The sequence below is a fragment of the Aminobacter sp. GW821-FHT11F06 genome (assembly GCF_058808215.1).
The window spans coordinates 347,532-361,332 of record NZ_JBXARL010000001.1; the positions used below are offsets into that span (position 1 = coordinate 347,532).

15 protein-coding genes are annotated in these 13,801 nt (G+C 62.8%); 4 read left to right on the top strand and 11 right to left on the bottom strand.

Annotated elements, in window-relative coordinates:
- Positions 1-230 precede the first annotated feature (230 nt).
- Complete coding sequence (locus AC1RTB_RS01695; protein WP_492876705.1) at positions 231-1,448, top strand: ABC transporter substrate-binding protein; 1,218 nt, start codon at positions 231-233, stop codon at positions 1,446-1,448.
- A 424-nt stretch (positions 1,449-1,872) separates the two neighbouring features.
- A complete protein-coding gene (locus tag AC1RTB_RS01700) occupies positions 1,873-2,940 on the top strand; it encodes a helix-turn-helix transcriptional regulator (RefSeq protein WP_492876703.1) in 1,068 nt (355 codons plus the stop codon).
- A gap of 94 nt (positions 2,941-3,034) precedes the next feature.
- On the opposite strand, the gene AC1RTB_RS01705 is transcribed toward AC1RTB_RS01700, so the two are convergent.
- From AC1RTB_RS01705 to AC1RTB_RS01750, 10 genes are all read right to left on the bottom strand, one after another.
- Positions 3,035-4,129, bottom strand: a complete 1,095-nt coding sequence (locus tag AC1RTB_RS01705; protein ID WP_492877301.1) for an NADH:flavin oxidoreductase — start codon at positions 4,127-4,129, stop codon at positions 3,035-3,037.
- Between the two features lie 4 nt (positions 4,130-4,133).
- Positions 4,134-4,769, bottom strand: a complete 636-nt coding sequence (locus AC1RTB_RS01710) for a nuclear transport factor 2 family protein (protein WP_492876701.1) — start codon at positions 4,767-4,769, stop codon at positions 4,134-4,136.
- 36 nt (positions 4,770-4,805) lie between these two features.
- A complete protein-coding gene (locus AC1RTB_RS01715; protein ID WP_492877299.1) occupies positions 4,806-5,264 on the bottom strand; it encodes a MaoC family dehydratase in 459 nt (152 codons plus the stop codon).
- Positions 5,239-6,066 (bottom strand): SDR family oxidoreductase, encoded by an 828-nt coding sequence (locus AC1RTB_RS01720; protein WP_492876700.1) that lies wholly within the window; start codon positions 6,064-6,066, stop codon positions 5,239-5,241. Before AC1RTB_RS01720 ends, AC1RTB_RS01715 begins: the two co-directional genes overlap by 26 nt.
- A gap of 24 nt (positions 6,067-6,090) precedes the next feature.
- Positions 6,091-6,849: an enoyl-CoA hydratase family protein gene (locus tag AC1RTB_RS01725; protein WP_492876699.1), complete on the bottom strand. Its 759-nt coding sequence runs from the start codon at positions 6,847-6,849 to the stop codon at positions 6,091-6,093.
- Between the two features lie 14 nt (positions 6,850-6,863).
- Positions 6,864-7,931: an NAD(P)H-dependent flavin oxidoreductase gene (locus AC1RTB_RS01730; protein WP_492876697.1), complete on the bottom strand. Its 1,068-nt coding sequence runs from the start codon at positions 7,929-7,931 to the stop codon at positions 6,864-6,866.
- Positions 7,932-8,060: 129 nt separating this feature from the next.
- Positions 8,061-8,828 (bottom strand): SDR family NAD(P)-dependent oxidoreductase, encoded by a 768-nt coding sequence (locus AC1RTB_RS01735; protein WP_492876695.1) that lies wholly within the window; start codon positions 8,826-8,828, stop codon positions 8,061-8,063.
- Positions 8,829-8,869: 41 nt separating this feature from the next.
- Complete coding sequence (locus AC1RTB_RS01740) at positions 8,870-9,406, bottom strand: nuclear transport factor 2 family protein (protein ID WP_492876693.1); 537 nt, start codon at positions 9,404-9,406, stop codon at positions 8,870-8,872.
- Between the two features lie 50 nt (positions 9,407-9,456).
- A complete protein-coding gene (locus tag AC1RTB_RS01745) occupies positions 9,457-10,632 on the bottom strand; it encodes an acyl-CoA dehydrogenase family protein (protein ID WP_492876691.1) in 1,176 nt (391 codons plus the stop codon).
- Positions 10,629-11,771: an acyl-CoA dehydrogenase family protein gene (locus tag AC1RTB_RS01750; RefSeq protein ID WP_492876689.1), complete on the bottom strand. Its 1,143-nt coding sequence runs from the start codon at positions 11,769-11,771 to the stop codon at positions 10,629-10,631. The genes AC1RTB_RS01745 and AC1RTB_RS01750 overlap by 4 nt, the downstream gene beginning before the upstream one ends.
- 200 nt (positions 11,772-11,971) lie before the next feature.
- Between AC1RTB_RS01750 and AC1RTB_RS01755 the strand changes: the two genes are divergently transcribed.
- Positions 11,972-12,742, top strand: a complete 771-nt coding sequence (locus AC1RTB_RS01755) for an SDR family NAD(P)-dependent oxidoreductase (protein WP_492876687.1) — start codon at positions 11,972-11,974, stop codon at positions 12,740-12,742.
- Between the two features lie 6 nt (positions 12,743-12,748).
- Here the strand turns inward: AC1RTB_RS01755 and AC1RTB_RS01760 are convergent, their stop codons facing one another.
- A complete protein-coding gene (locus AC1RTB_RS01760; RefSeq protein ID WP_492876685.1) occupies positions 12,749-13,162 on the bottom strand; it encodes a nuclear transport factor 2 family protein in 414 nt (137 codons plus the stop codon).
- Between the two features lie 133 nt (positions 13,163-13,295).
- Here AC1RTB_RS01760 and AC1RTB_RS01765 point away from each other — a divergent pair, with 133 nt between their 5' ends.
- On the top strand, positions 13,296-13,784 hold the full coding sequence (locus AC1RTB_RS01765; protein ID WP_492876684.1) for a nuclear transport factor 2 family protein: 489 nt from the start codon (positions 13,296-13,298) through the stop codon (positions 13,782-13,784).
- The last annotated feature ends 17 nt before the right edge of the window (positions 13,785-13,801 follow it).

Consider the following 13,801-nt stretch of genomic DNA (forward strand, 5'->3'; position numbering starts at 1 on the left):
CGACAGAGAGATCATCCTCCCTCGCCCACCCGCCCCCAAAATCGCATCCTTGTAGGGAAGCGTTCACGAGCAAGCTACAGCGCTTGATCGCCAGCAAACGCTGAAGACCGGCTGTCCTTCTTCATTCGGCCAAATTTCGCATTTCTGCGACCGTCCATCGTCCGACCAGACGATGCCGCCGACTGTTGGACGTGACTGGCTGGCGATTGAAGTAAGCGGAGGAGATACGCATGAACTTCCAATGGAACAAATCCATCACGCGACGTACCGCCATCGGAATGGTTTCGGTGGCTGCACTGGCGCTTTCGGCCGGCATTTCGCACGCCCAAGAGACCGTCAAGGTCGGCGGCATCATGTCGCTTACCGGTGGCGGCGCCTCCATCGGCAAGACCGCCGAAATCGGCTGGAAACTCGCCATCGAAGACATCAATGCTGCCGGCGGCATCCTCGGCAAGAAGGCTGAACTGGTCCTCGGCGACACAATGACTGATCCGACCCATGCGGTCAGCGAAGTCCGTCGCCTGATCGAAAACGAGAAGGTCCAGGTTCTTGTCGGCCCGGCGACATCCCAGGAAACCATCCCGGTGGTCCCTGTCGCGACCGAAAAGAGCATTGCCCAGGTCTCATCTGCAGCTTCGACCCAGCTGACGCCCGAAGCTGGTCCGTTCCATTTCTCCGGCTCGGTCACCGGCCTCAACCAGATGAAGCCGAACATCGACTACGCGCTCGACAAGCTGAAGCTGACCAAGCTCGCGCTGATCTCGGACAATGGCGGCATGTCGAAGGCAGCTGTCACCGAGATCGTCGACTACCTCAAGTCGCGCGGCATCGAGCCGACGGCGGTACAGGAATTCGCCTTCCGCACCGAAGACATGACCCCGCAGCTGTTTCAGATGCGCAGTTCCGGTGCCGAGGCGATCCTGCTCATCAACTCGATCGGCGACGACTCGCGCAAGTTGCTGGAAAACCGCGCCGACATCGGCTGGGACGTTCCGGTGCTGGCCAACCAGACAATGACCAACTATGCCGTCGGCAATGTCGAGGTGATCGGCGAGGAAGCCTTCGCGAATGTCTACAGCACGCAGTTCGTCGGCATGACCTATTGCCCGAGCGATCCCGTCGGCGAGTCGCCCTTTGCGAAGTTCGTCAAGCGCGCCAAGGATACGGTTCCCGAACTCGACCGCATGGGCGGCGCCCCAGCGCTAACGCCCTACTACCTCCAGCCCATCGTGCTTGCGGCGGCGATCAATGGCTCGGGCAAGACCGACGGTCCGTCGATCGCAGCCTGGCTGCAGGAGAACGCGTCCAAGGTCGAGCTGCTGATTGGGCCGATCCAGGCGAGCAAGACAAGCCACTTCCTGCCGGCGCCCGAGGCGATCAAGGTCGTCAAGAACGCCTACAAGTTGCGTGAGGACGGTCTCGTCGAGCGCGCCGATTGCGGCGCATAGACCTGCCAGATTTCTGGCCGGAAATTTAGAGATTGGCGGGCCGGGTCGCAAGATCCGGCCCGTTTCGTTTGCGCGGGTCGAGGCGACAGCGTTTATCCACTGCTGACATGGTGTCAAAAATTCTACGTTACCCATTTCGGATTTGACGCTGTGTCGATTTAATGACAATGTGTCGATACCAATCATTCGCATTCGGGAGGAGCGCGATGACCAGTTCGAGCACAATGTCTCTCACGGCTGCATCGTCATTCGTCCGGCACCGCGCCCGACGAGGTTTCCTCCCGCCGTCCTGATACGTCGACGCCCGCGATCATCGCGAGTTTGCAAGCCGAAAATTCTGCTGTCTTTGACGACCTGGGTGGCGCCATCGCCGTTCGGGATCGGCACCGCACATGCCCGTGCGATAGAATACCGGAGAGTTCCAATGACCTTTCATTCCAGATCGATCGTCGAATTCGGACTGTTCCTGAACCGCGTCTCCGACAGCGTCTTCAACGGAGCGCCGCTCAGGAGTTCGCTGGAGCTGATCCGCGAACAGTTCGACGCCTATGCGGCCGTTGTCGTCATCGAGGACCGGGCACGCACCGGCGAAACCTACTATGTCTTCACCGAGATCGACGAAAACATGACCGACGCCGCCGGCACCCCTCTCGGCCGGCCTGCTCAGTTGGCCTACCTCACCGAGCGCTGCCAGCCGATGTCGGCGACGCTGCTCACGTCCGACGAGTCCGCCCGCTACACCTTGTGGCTCTTCCGCGACCGCGCCGGACCCAAATTCGACGATGATGCGGCCTCTGTCTGCGAAATCCTGGTGTCCCAGCTATCCCGCGGCATCGAAATGTCGTGGCGCATGGGCGCGACCGAGGTCGAGCGCACGCTCTACTCCGACGTCATGGACAAGCTCTATGTCGGCGTCGTCATCCTGGACCATTCCGGCAAGATCATCCGCGCCTCCGATGCTGCCAATCGCTTCCTCGAAACGCGCGACGGCTTGCAGATCCAAGGCAACCGCTTGCGTGCGACATCGGCCAAGGAAGACCGCGATTTCCAGAACGCCATCAAGGCGGCGACGCAGGGCGCGGCCGGTGGCGAAGCGACTGTTTCGCGCGGCCTGTCGCTGACCAAGCAGTCCGGCTCGCGCAATCTCGGCGTGATCGTGCGCCCGATCCGCATCAGCAATGGAAACGCGGCCGCCGCGAATTCCGCGGTCGCCGTCTATATCCGCGACCCCGAGACCAATCCCGAGGTCGAAGGCGAACTCGTGCGCCAGCTCTTCGATCTCACGCCTGCCGAGGCAGCGGTCGCCCGCCGCCTGACAGCTGGTCTGTCGCTCGAAGATGCCGCAACCTCGCTCGACATCAGCCGCAACACGGCGCGCGCGCATCTGCGCTCCATCTTTTCGAAAAGCGGCATCACGCGCCAGACCGAACTGGTCCGCCTGGTGCTGAACAGTGCTGTCATTCTCGGTCAAGGTCCGCGCCAGGCGGCGTAAGCGGACTGCTCTTTGGAATACGATAGACGACCCAACAAAAAGCGCCGGCGGACAATGTCCCCGGCGCTCTTTTTATGTTCTGTTGTCAGGCAGCTCAGAACAGCGTCTTGAGCTGCTCCTTGGAATAGCCAATGCCTTCATGGGCGCGGCCCTGCTTGACCTTGAGCGCCCAGCCCGGATCGGCAAGCAACGCACGGCCGACGGCGAGAATATCGAACTCATCGCGCGCCAGGGGCTTTTCGAGCACGTCCAACGACGCAGGCTCCGCCGCATTCAGGCCCGGGCGGTCGAGGCCGACACCACCCACCGCGATCACCGGCAGGCCTGTCAGTTTCTTCGTCCAGCCCGCAAGCGTCAGGTCACCCTCGGCAGCAAAACCAGGTTCCCAGACGCGGCGGGTCGAACAATGCAGTATGCTGACACCGGCATCGACAAGCGGTTCCAAAACGTCAGCCAGCTCCGCTGGCGTTTCACCAAGCACGGCCTTGTAGTCCTGCTGCTTCCACTGCGAATAGCGAAACGAGATCGGAAAATCGGGGCCGACGCGCGCGCGCATGGCCTCGATCACTTCGACCGCAAAGCGCGTACGCTCGCGACGGTCGCCGCCATAACGATCGGCCCGCCTGTTGGTCGTCGCCCAGAAGAACTCGTCGATCAGATAGCCATGCGCGCCATGGATCTCGACGCCGTCGAACCCCAGACGCTGCGCCGCTTCCGCCGCATCGGCGTACGCCTCGACGACCTCGATGATTTCCTTTTCGGTCATCGCCTTGGTCGTTTCAGGGTGGCCGGTGAAAGCGTTGAGGTTTTCGGACGGCCCCACACCCGGAACACCCGGTTGTGGTGCCATTTCCGAGTTGCGGAAGCTGCCGGTATGCCAGAGTTGCGGCATGATCTTGCCACCTGCGGCATGCACCGCCGCCAGTACCTTGGCCCAGCCGGCAAGAGCCGCCTCGCCGGCGAAATGAGGCACGCCCTCATAGCTCGGGGCCGTGGGGTGGCCAATGTAGGTGGCTTCGGTGATGATCAGGCCGACCTGATTGAGCGCCCTGCGTGCATAATAGCTCGCCACCTTTTCGTGTGGGGTGCCATCAGCGCAGAAGTAGCGCGACATCGGCGCCATGGCGATGCGGTTGGCCAACTCCAACTGACCGACCTTGATCGGCCGGAACAGCTTGTCGGCGATCATGTTGTCAGCGTACGCGGTTTCCACGGACTTCGTTGCCTTTCCGCATGGTTTCAATGAATGCTTCAAGTGGTGCCGGCTCGGGCAGCGCGTCTTCGGGACCAGAACGCGCCCAGAATTCCTTCCAGGACGGGAACAGGTCGTGGAACGAACCCTCATAGGGTTCGCGACCGGGCCAGCGCATCTTGCGCGAGCCGACCGGCGGCTTGTTGAGGTCGGTGGCGTACCAGTAGAGCGGCTGGCGGCGGCGGAAGCACCAGCGCCCGTCGATCCGCTCGTAGCGGTCGTAATACATCATCTGCATGATGACCCATTCGGCGCCGCATTCGTGCTCGTTCTTGGAATAGACGACGCCAACCGCATTGTCGGCGTCGATGAACTCGATGATCGTCGAGCCGACATGGTGCGAGGTGCCGTCGAACTGCTTGCGCATCGTCTCGTCGAGCCAGTCGCGAAGGGCTGCCCTGCCCGACTTGCCACCGCCGACCTTGACATCGGGCACAAACAGCGAGGCCATTGCACTCATGTCGCGCATGTCGAGCGCCAGCGAATATTTGGAGATCAGCTGACGGATCTCGTCGCGCGACTCAAGCCTGTCCAGTCGCGCTAGGATTTCCGCCTGCGCGTCGCTCGTTGTGTCCATTGTCATCTCTCCGATGGCCGAAGGCCCCTTGGCGCCTCAGAAATAGTACCGTCCGACCATGTCGGCGACGCAGGCCGGCTTGGGCGAACCCTCGATTTCGATGGTCACCCGCACTGTCGTCTGCACGGCATTGCCAGCCAGCAGCTCGGCGTTGACCAGTTCGCCAACCGCCCTCACCTTCGACCCGACCGGCACCGGTGCAGGAAAGCGCAGCCGGTCGCAGCCGTAGTTGATGCCCATCTTCATGCCTTCGGCCTTGAACAGCTCGGGCAGGAAGCCGTTGATCAGCGAAAATGTCAGGCAGCCATGCGCGACGGTGGTGCCGAACGGCCCGTCCTTGGCGCGCACGGGATCGACGTGGATCCACTGATGATCGCCGGTCGCCTCGGCAAAAGTGTCGATGCGCTTCTGGTCGATCACAAGCCAGCCGCTTGAACCGAGGTTCTGGCCGATTGCCGCCACCGCCTCTTCAGGCGACGAGAAGACGAGCCCCATCGTCATGACCTCTGGCTGGAGACGGAGACGATCTCGCCGACCATGTAGCCCGCGTAGTCGCTGGCGAGAACATCATGACGTTGGCGATCTCCCACACTTCTGCGGCGCGGCCGAAGGCCTCCTGGCTTGCCAGCGCGTCGAGCTGTTCCTGCGGCGCCGAGCGCTTGAGGAAGTCATGCATGGCGATCGACGGCGACACCGCATTGATGCGGATGCCGTATTCGGCGGCTTCCACAGCCGAGCAGCGGGTGAACGCCATCACGCCGGCCTTGGCGGCGGCATAATGCGACTGGCCCTTCTGGGCGCGCCAACCAAGCACAGAGGCGTTGTTGACGATGGCGCCCTTGCCGCGCGGCTGCATCTTTTTCAGTGCAGCGCGCGTCATGCGCATGGTGCCGGTCAGCGTCACGTCGAGCACCAGGTTCCATTCCTGGTCGGTCATCTCGACCACCGGCTTGAGGCCGCCAAGACCGGCATTGTTGATCAGCACGTCAATGCCGCCGAGCTTTTCCTCGGCCGCGTCGACCAATGCCTGGACCTGCTCCTCGTCGGTGACGTTGCAGAGCTGGCTGTAGATCTCGACGGTCGGCGACAACTCGCGCAGCTTCTCCGCCGCTTCAGCCAGGCGGCGGTCATGAACGTCCGAGATCATGATCGCGCGGCAGCCTTCCTCGATCGCCTTGCGCGCGGCGGCAAAGCCGATGCCGACGCCTGCGGCAGCGGTGATGAGCACCGAGCGGCCCTTGAGCAGGCCATGGCCTTCGACATAGGGAGGAACGGGGATGATTTTGGTGGCGGTCATTGATCGAACGTCCTGCTATCTTGATTATTTCTTGAAGTCGGAGTCGCGCTTGCCGACGAAGGCATCACGAGCTTCCTGCGATTCCTGAGTGAGGTAGGCCTGGGCCGTGAACCCTTGTTCCCAGCGGTACTTCTTCTCGAGATCGCCGTCCTCGATGCCGTTCAGCGCCTCCTTGGCGAGCCGGATCATGATCGCGCTCTTGGCCGCGATGGTCTTTGCCAATTCCATGGCGGCAGCACGCAGTTCCTCACGCGGCACGATCTTTTCGACAGCACCCAGGCGATAGGCCTCGGCCGCATCGATCGGCTCGCCGGTGAAATACATCTGGCGGACCTTCTGCACCGGGAACAGGCGCTGCAGATGCGCACCGGCACCGAGCGCACCGCGATCGACTTCCGGCACGCCGAAGGTCGCGTCCGGCGAGCAGATGATGATGTCGGCCGAACCGCAGATGCCGATACCGCCGCCAAGAATGTAGCCGTGCGCTGCCACGATCACCGGCTTGAGGCCACGATGCACGGCGCGGAAGGTTTCCCAATTGCCGGCGTTCACCTCAGGGATGCGCTCGGGATGCTTCTGCAGTTCCTTGATATCGACGCCAGCACAGAAGCCCCTGCCCTCGGCGCGGATGACGATCACGCGCACGTCAGGGTTGGCATTGAGGCCGTCGATGGCCTGCGAAAGCTTGCGCCAGCCGATGCTGTCGAGCGCGTTGACCGGCGGGTTTTCGATCACCAGCTCGGCGATGCCGGCCTCGGTCTTGGTCCAGAACTGATCGCTCATTGTGAGAACCTCCTTCACTTCGCGGCGACCAGCGCCGAAATTTCCCTAAGCCGCGCTTCGGCCTCGGCGACGATGCGCGTAATCAGCTCCTCGCAGCTTTCGAGCTTGTCGATCATCGCAGCAGCCTGGCCGCTCGGCAGCAGGCCGGTTTCGGTGTTGCCCTCGACAACGCCGCGCTGCACCAGCGTCGGCAGGTTCGGCGCCATCACCGTCTGGGCAAAGCTGTTTTCGCCGCTCGACAGAACCTTGAGCCCAAGCTTGGCCATGGCGATGGGCCCCAGGCCGGCATCCTTGCCCCACTGACGGGCATATTTCATGCTCATCGCAAGCCGCGCCGGCAGACCCATGCTTTCAAGGCGCCTGATCTCGGCATTCTCGATGAAGCGTTGCGGCATGCCGTCGACAGCGGTCGTCGTGCGGATCAGCGTCGGGTCCTTGGTGGCAAGGTAGCGGTCGAGCGCCGAACGCGGGACCGGCGATTCCTCGGTCATGAGGAAACGCGTGCCCATGGCGATGCCGACAGCGCCATAGCCAAGTGCCGCCGCCAGGCCACGACCATCGAAGAAGCCGCCGGCGGCCACGACCGGCACCTTCACCGCGTCAAGCACCTGGGGCAAGAGGATGGTGGTCGGCACGGCACCCGTATGGCCGCCGCCCTCGCCGCCCTGCACGGTGATGATGTCGGCGCCGAGTTCGACCGCCTTGATCGCGTGCTTGACCGCGCCAACCGTCGGCATGCAGACCACGCCGGCGTCCTTCAGCCGCTTGATCGTCTTGGCGTCGGGACCGCGGCCGTAGCTGACAGCGCGCACCTTGTGCTTGATGACAGCCGCGATCACTTCCTCGGCGTTGGGCTGGAACATGTGGAAGTTGACGCCGAAGGGCCGGTCGGTCTTCGACCTGATGGCAAGGAGCTGGTTTTCGACGTCGCCCGGCTCGGTCGTCGCACCGGCAAAGAAGCCGAAGCCGCCGGCATTGCAGGTGGCGGCAGTCAGGTTCGCGTCGGCAACCCAGCCCATGGCCGTCTGCACCACCGGGTAGCGGCTGCCGAGGCGTTCGCACAGGACGGTATGCAGGCTCATGGTCATTCTCTCTTGCTGGAATTTTCGGCGACCGCCCATTGCCTTGCGACATGGGGGCGATCACCCCTCTCGTTTCAAATGATGCGCCGCACAAACTGGAACATCGTCTGAATGAACTAACGAGAACGATCAGTAGAAGACGCGGCCGCCATTGACCATCAGCGTCTGGCCGGTGATGAAACGTGCCTTTTCGCTGGACAGGAACACCACCGCGTTGGCGATGTCTTCAGGCTCGCTCAGTTCGCCAAGCGGGATCATGTTCTTGGCGCGCTCATAGGCGTCCTTGGGAATGCGCTGCATGGCGCGGGTGTTCGTCGGGCCAGGGCAAACGGCGTTGACGTTGACTTTAAACGGCCCGAGTTCGCGGGCGAGCGCACGGGTAAATCCAAGCACGCCGGCTTTAGCCGAGGCATAATCGACTGTGCCGATGTCACCATTCATCGCCGAGTCGGACGAGATGGAAACGATCTTGCCCGAGCGACGCTCGCGCATGTCCTCGACCACCTGGCGGGTGCAGGTCAGCGTGGTCATCAGCGATACGCCGACGACGAACTGCAGTGTTTCGGGCTTGGCCTGCCAGAATTCGGAATAGTTTTCACGCGCTGTCTGGCCGATGTTGTTGAGCAGGATATCGACCGGCCCCAGCTCACGCTTGATGCGGGCAAAGCTGTCGACGACAACCTGCTGATCCATCATGTCGCCGACCAGCGGCAGCGCGCGTACATCAAGCGCCCGCACCATTTCGGCGGTCTCGGCAAGGGCATCGGCCTCGCGGTCGAGAATGGCGACGTCAGCGCCTTCCTGGGCATAGGCGATGGCCGCGGCGCGGCCGATGCCGTTGCCGGCCCCCGTCACCACTGCAATCTTGCCTGCGAATTGTCTCGTTTGTGCAGTCATGTTTCCTCCGCGCGGAACGCCCGCTTTTGCACTTTTCTGGATCAACCGCCGAAGCGGCCGAACAACTTCAGGACCTCGTAGGACAGGTCATCGCGTCCCGGACGCCCGGGCGGACTGCCAGCGGCGAAATCGCGATAGGCATCGGCATCGACGCTGCGTTTGGTCGACCAGTCGAGCGTGATCGAACGGCCCATGAAACGCCATTCGCCGTCGTCGCGCCGGTAGCGGTCGAGGCTGCGGCTGCCGGTGATGACCTCGTGAGCATCCGGGCCATGCGTGCGGTGATAGTTGATCTTGTAGATCTCGCCTTCCGCGTGGTCGCCGTCGATCTCGAAGCTGGCGTTGACCACGTAGTGCGCAGTCGCCGCATAGTTCGACAGCGCCTTTTCGACAAAGGCGACATAAGCGTCCGGCCCGCCGACGAACATCTCTCCGTGCACCTCATGGGCATCGTCGTGGTAGAGGCTGCGCAGCAGCGCGAAATCACGCCGGTCGACCGCCCGCGAATAGGCCGTCACCAGCCGCCGCAGTGCGTCTCGCGCCGCGAGTTCGCCCAGGTTCGCCTCACGAATGCCCATACAGGTCCTCCCAAACCCAACCGCGCCAGGGGCAGCGCGGGTTGTATTCATCACAGCTTGCCGCGCGGCTCCTTCGGCATGCCAAGCCCCTGTTCGGCGATGATGTTGAGCTGGATCTCGTTGGTGCCGCCGTAGATCGTGTCGGCGCGGGCAAACAGGAACATCTGCTGCAACCGCTCGCGGCGCGGATCGTCGGAAACGACGTTGGCGTCCACACCCAGCACATCCATGGCAAGCTTGCCGAGATCGCGGTGCCAGTTCGACCAGTGGTATTTGTAGGCAAGCGCCTCGCGGCGCGTTTCCGCCGAGGGCTCGTCGCTCAGCACGCGCATGGCGAGATAACGCATGGCACGCAGGCCGACCCAGGCGCGTGCGACGCGCTGGCGGATACCTGGCGAGCGGTCCGAACCATTCTCCTTGGCGATCTCGACGATCAGGTCGAGTTCCTGTTGAAAGCCCATCTGCTGGCCGAGCGTGGAGATGCCACGCTCGAAACCGAGCAGCGCCATGGCGATCTTCCAGCCTTCGCCCGGTTGTCCCAGAACATGTTCGGCCTTGGCCCGCGCACCATCGAAAAACACCGAGTTGAATTCGGAGCCGCCACCGATCTGCTTGATCGGATGGATTTCGACACCCGGCTGCTCCAGCGGCATCAACAAGAAGACCAGCCCGTTGCGCCCGACCGATGCTTCCTCGCAGCGCGCCACGACGAAGATCCAGTCGGACAGATGCGCAAGCGACGTCCACACCTTTTGGCCGGAGACCAGCCAGTCGCCTGATACGGGATCCTGCCTGGCGCGGGTCTTGATGTTGCCGAAGTCCGAACCGGCGCTTGGCTCGGAGTAGCCCTGGCACCAGAATTCGGTGCCGCTCAGGATACCTGGCAGGAAGCGCTGTTTCTGCCCCTCGGTGCCGAAAGCGATCAGCGTCGGCCCCATCAGGCCCTCGCCGATATGGCCCATCCGGCCCGGCCCGCCAGCTCGGCTGTATTCTTCCTGGAACACCACCTGCTCGGCGACCGAAAGTCCACGTCCGCCATGCGCTACTGACCAGCCGGGACAGGTCCAGCGCCCTGCCGCCAGCTCGCGTTCCCATTCCTTGCGCATTTCCGGCAAGGCATCGCCCTCGCCCGAGCCGCCACGGAATTTCAGCGCGGCGAACTTGCCGACCAGATGCGCCTGCATCCAGTCGCGCACCTCAGTGCGGAACGCGTCAAGATCGCTCATGAGCGACCTCCATCGCTGAAGACAGCCGCGGCAATGCGGTCGAGATGGACTTCGCGCGAACCGAGCAGCGCGGAACTCGCTTGTGCCCGCTTGAAATAGAGATGCGGGTCGTATTCCCAAGTGAAACCGACACCGCCATGCAGCTGGATCGCCTCCTCGGCGGCGAGATACTGAACATCCGAAGCCACGACGCGTGCGCCAGCGATTTCGAGCGCGCTTTCCGCAGCAGTCGCCTGTCCCAGTGATGCCGCCGCCCCGTAGACCAGCGAGCGCGCCTCGGCGATGTCGACGACGAGCCTGGCGCAGCGATGCTTGACGGCCTGGAACGAGGCGATGGTGCGGCCGAACTGCACGCGCTCAGAAATGTAAGCGAGCGTGATATCCAGTGCGCCCTGCGCTGCGCCTACCTGCTCGGCGGCGAGACCGAGACTGGCGAATGACAAAGCCTGCAGGAACCTGCCTGCAGCCACTCCGCCGGCATCAATGCGGCTTTCCGCCGGCACGTCGAGCCCCGCCAGCTCAAGCGAGGCAATCGGGCGGGTGCCGTCCATGACTTTAAGCGGCGTGATCTTCTGGCCGGCATCGCATGCCAGGGCAAAAAGTGCGATTTCACCATTCTCAAGGCGCGCCGGGACTAACACAACGTCAGCAACGGCGAGATCGATCACCTGGTCAACCTTGCCGTCGAGCCGGTATCCGCCTGCCGTTTTCGTGGCCTTGACCGCAACCATGGCCAGCGGGTCGGCTGCGGAAAGTTCAGCATAAGCGACGGTCACGGCCATTTCGCCTGCGGCGATGGCGCCAAGATATCGAGCCTTGGCCTCCTCGCTTCCGACCGACCCAATGAGTGGTGCCGCCAGGCACACCGTCGACCAGAATGGCACGCAGGCAAGCCGCGAACCCGTGAACTCCATGAGAATTGCCACCTCGGTCGCGCCCAGCCCGAGCCCGCCGAACTCCTCAGGTATCGCCATGGCGCACCAGCCGAGCTCGCGCGAAATGCTGTTCCACAGATCGGCATCATATGCAGCGCCGGCGTCGATGACGCGCCGGATGGCTTCCGAGGACGACCGTTCGCGCAGGAAGCGCCCGGCCTCATCTCGGATCATCTGCTGGTCGGATGTGAGTTCAAGGATCATGCGGGTCCATCGGGCGCGTAAGGTGCGGCTTCAAGCTATCGGGCTTGGCAATGAATGCGAAAGCGCTTCATGCCGGATGCCACTGACTGACGCCAGCGACATCGTCCGAATGTGGGATGCCCGTTCACCGTGGCAGCCACTTTATGCGGGACGGCCTGCCAATCGGCATCAGGCGGTTGCGATTTTCACTGGAGGAGACAATGGGGCTCAAGCGTTTCGACAACAAGGTGGTGCTCGTCACCGGCGCAGCAACCGGCATCGGCCGTGCGATTGCGCTTCGGCTGGCTTGCGAGGGCGCGACGCTGATCCTCGCCGACCGCAACCTCGAAGGCGCTCAGAGAGTCTGCGCTACCGCCACCGAACAGTACGGCACGCGCGCCGACGCGATTGCCTATGATGCTGCAGACACAGGCTCCGCTCGCCGCATGGTCGAGGAAGCGCTCGCCCTGCATGGCCGCCTCGACAGCCTGATTAACAATGCAGGCATCTACCGCCGCGATCACTTCGCCAAACAGACCGGCGAAGAATGGTCACTGGTCTTTGGCATCAACCTGGAAAGCGTTTTCCATGTCGTACACCAGGCGCTGCCGGCACTGATCGCCGCGCGCGGCAATGTCGTTTCCACAGCTTCGACCGCCGGCCTCGACGGCATCGCTTATGCCGCTGCCTACGCGGCATCGAAGGCCGGCATCATCGCCATGACAAAATCGCTGGCGACCGAATATGCGCCAAAGGGCGTCCGCTTCAATGCTGTCTGCCCGGGCCGGGTGCGCACCGAGATCGGCACCGGCCTGTCGCCCATCGAGGACCAGGATCCGGCCATTTCTGTCCGCCCCTCGAAGCTTCTCGGCAAGGTCGAGACCGGCGAACCGGAAGATATCGCCGGAGCCTTTGCCTATCTTGCTTCCGACGACGCCTCTTATGTCTCGGGCGCGGTCATCGTGGTCGACGGCGCCCAGACAGTCGGCTGAAGCCCGTCAATTCGCGCGAAAAGTCATGTCCGTGCGCCGATGGGCAAAGCGCCAACCCTCGGCGGTGCGCACGAACCGGTCGAAATACCGTCCGACGACGCGCGGTGTGGTCGCCTTCGGATCATCCCGGCTGATGCCGTAGTAGGTGAATGTCGCGATACCGAAAGCATTGATCTCATCGACCACGTCGATGACGATGTTATGGGCCACATGGATCGTCGTGTCGGCCTGCGCCTTGCCGTCGAGATAGGCGCGCATTTCCGCATGGCCACTGAGCGGCCCCTTCCAGGTCTCCCAAATCCCGTCCTGCGCCCAAAGCCCCACGAGTTCCTCATGCCGGTATTCGTCCACCAAAATGCAGTAGCGCTGAATAAGCTTTGCGCATTCATGCTCCGCGACGATACGTTGCGACAGTTCCATCGTGACCTTCCCGTTGATTGATCGGCGGGCTCAACGTCGCGGCAGGCAAAAACCCTTTCATCCTCCAAATGAACGATGGCGTTTGTCGGCCTATTCGCCGCTATGAGCCGAACACAAGGCTTTGGAGAGATACATGTCGGATACCGAAACGCGACTGGCCGCACTCGAAGCGCGGACCAAGAGCCTGGAAGACCAGCTCGCCATTTATCAGTTGCTCGCAACCTATGGCCCGTCGGTCGACAGCCGCACGGGTGATGTTACCGCCGCGCTCTGGGCCGTGGACGGCACCTACGATTTCGGCGGCGATCCATTGGTCGGCGCCGACAAGGTCGGTTCTTTGGTCAACATCGAACCGCACATCCACTATGTCGCCGATGGCTGCGCCCATGTCATCTCCATGCCGCATGTCACCGTCGAAGGCGATCACGCGGTGGCTACCGGCTATTCACGTGTCTACCTCAACCAGGGCGACCATTGGCGTATCGAGCGCGCCAGCGCCAACCGCTGGGAGTTGATCCGCACCGCCGAAGGCTGGCGGGTTCAGAACCGCGTCAACCGCTTGCTCAACGGCCAGCCGGAAGCCCGCGCTTTGCTGTCCGATGGCGTCAGGCACAAGGGCTAGCACTCGTCTTGATCGGA

Excerpts from the sequence above, each read along its gene's own strand:
- AC1RTB_RS01750 (WP_492876689.1), bottom strand. The coding sequence starts at position 11,771 with ATGATCCTTGAACTCACATCCGACCAGCAGATGATCCGAGATGAGGCC.
- AC1RTB_RS01730 (WP_492876697.1), bottom strand. The coding sequence starts at position 7,931 with ATGAGCCTGCATACCGTCCTGTGCGAACGCCTCGGCAGCCGCTACCCG.
- AC1RTB_RS01715 (WP_492877299.1), bottom strand. The coding sequence starts at position 5,264 with ATGGGGCTCGTCTTCTCGTCGCCTGAAGAGGCGGTGGCGGCAATCGGC.
- AC1RTB_RS01765 (WP_492876684.1), top strand. The coding sequence starts at position 13,296 with ATGTCGGATACCGAAACGCGACTGGCCGCACTCGAAGCGCGGACCAAG.
- AC1RTB_RS01705 (WP_492877301.1), bottom strand. The coding sequence starts at position 4,129 with ATGATCGCCGACAAGCTGTTCCGGCCGATCAAGGTCGGTCAGTTGGAG.
- AC1RTB_RS01725 (WP_492876699.1), bottom strand. The coding sequence starts at position 6,849 with ATGAGCGATCAGTTCTGGACCAAGACCGAGGCCGGCATCGCCGAGCTG.
- AC1RTB_RS01745 (WP_492876691.1), bottom strand. The coding sequence starts at position 10,632 with ATGAGCGATCTTGACGCGTTCCGCACTGAGGTGCGCGACTGGATGCAG.
- AC1RTB_RS01740 (WP_492876693.1), bottom strand. The coding sequence starts at position 9,406 with ATGGGCATTCGTGAGGCGAACCTGGGCGAACTCGCGGCGCGAGACGCA.
- AC1RTB_RS01710 (WP_492876701.1), bottom strand. The coding sequence starts at position 4,769 with ATGGACACAACGAGCGACGCGCAGGCGGAAATCCTAGCGCGACTGGAC.
- AC1RTB_RS01755 (WP_492876687.1), top strand. The coding sequence starts at position 11,972 with ATGGGGCTCAAGCGTTTCGACAACAAGGTGGTGCTCGTCACCGGCGCA.
- AC1RTB_RS01760 (WP_492876685.1), bottom strand. The coding sequence starts at position 13,162 with ATGGAACTGTCGCAACGTATCGTCGCGGAGCATGAATGCGCAAAGCTT.
- AC1RTB_RS01720 (WP_492876700.1), bottom strand. The coding sequence starts at position 6,066 with ATGACCGCCACCAAAATCATCCCCGTTCCTCCCTATGTCGAAGGCCAT.
- AC1RTB_RS01700 (WP_492876703.1), top strand. The coding sequence starts at position 1,873 with ATGACCTTTCATTCCAGATCGATCGTCGAATTCGGACTGTTCCTGAAC.
- AC1RTB_RS01695 (WP_492876705.1), top strand. The coding sequence starts at position 231 with ATGAACTTCCAATGGAACAAATCCATCACGCGACGTACCGCCATCGGA.
- AC1RTB_RS01735 (WP_492876695.1), bottom strand. The coding sequence starts at position 8,828 with ATGACTGCACAAACGAGACAATTCGCAGGCAAGATTGCAGTGGTGACG.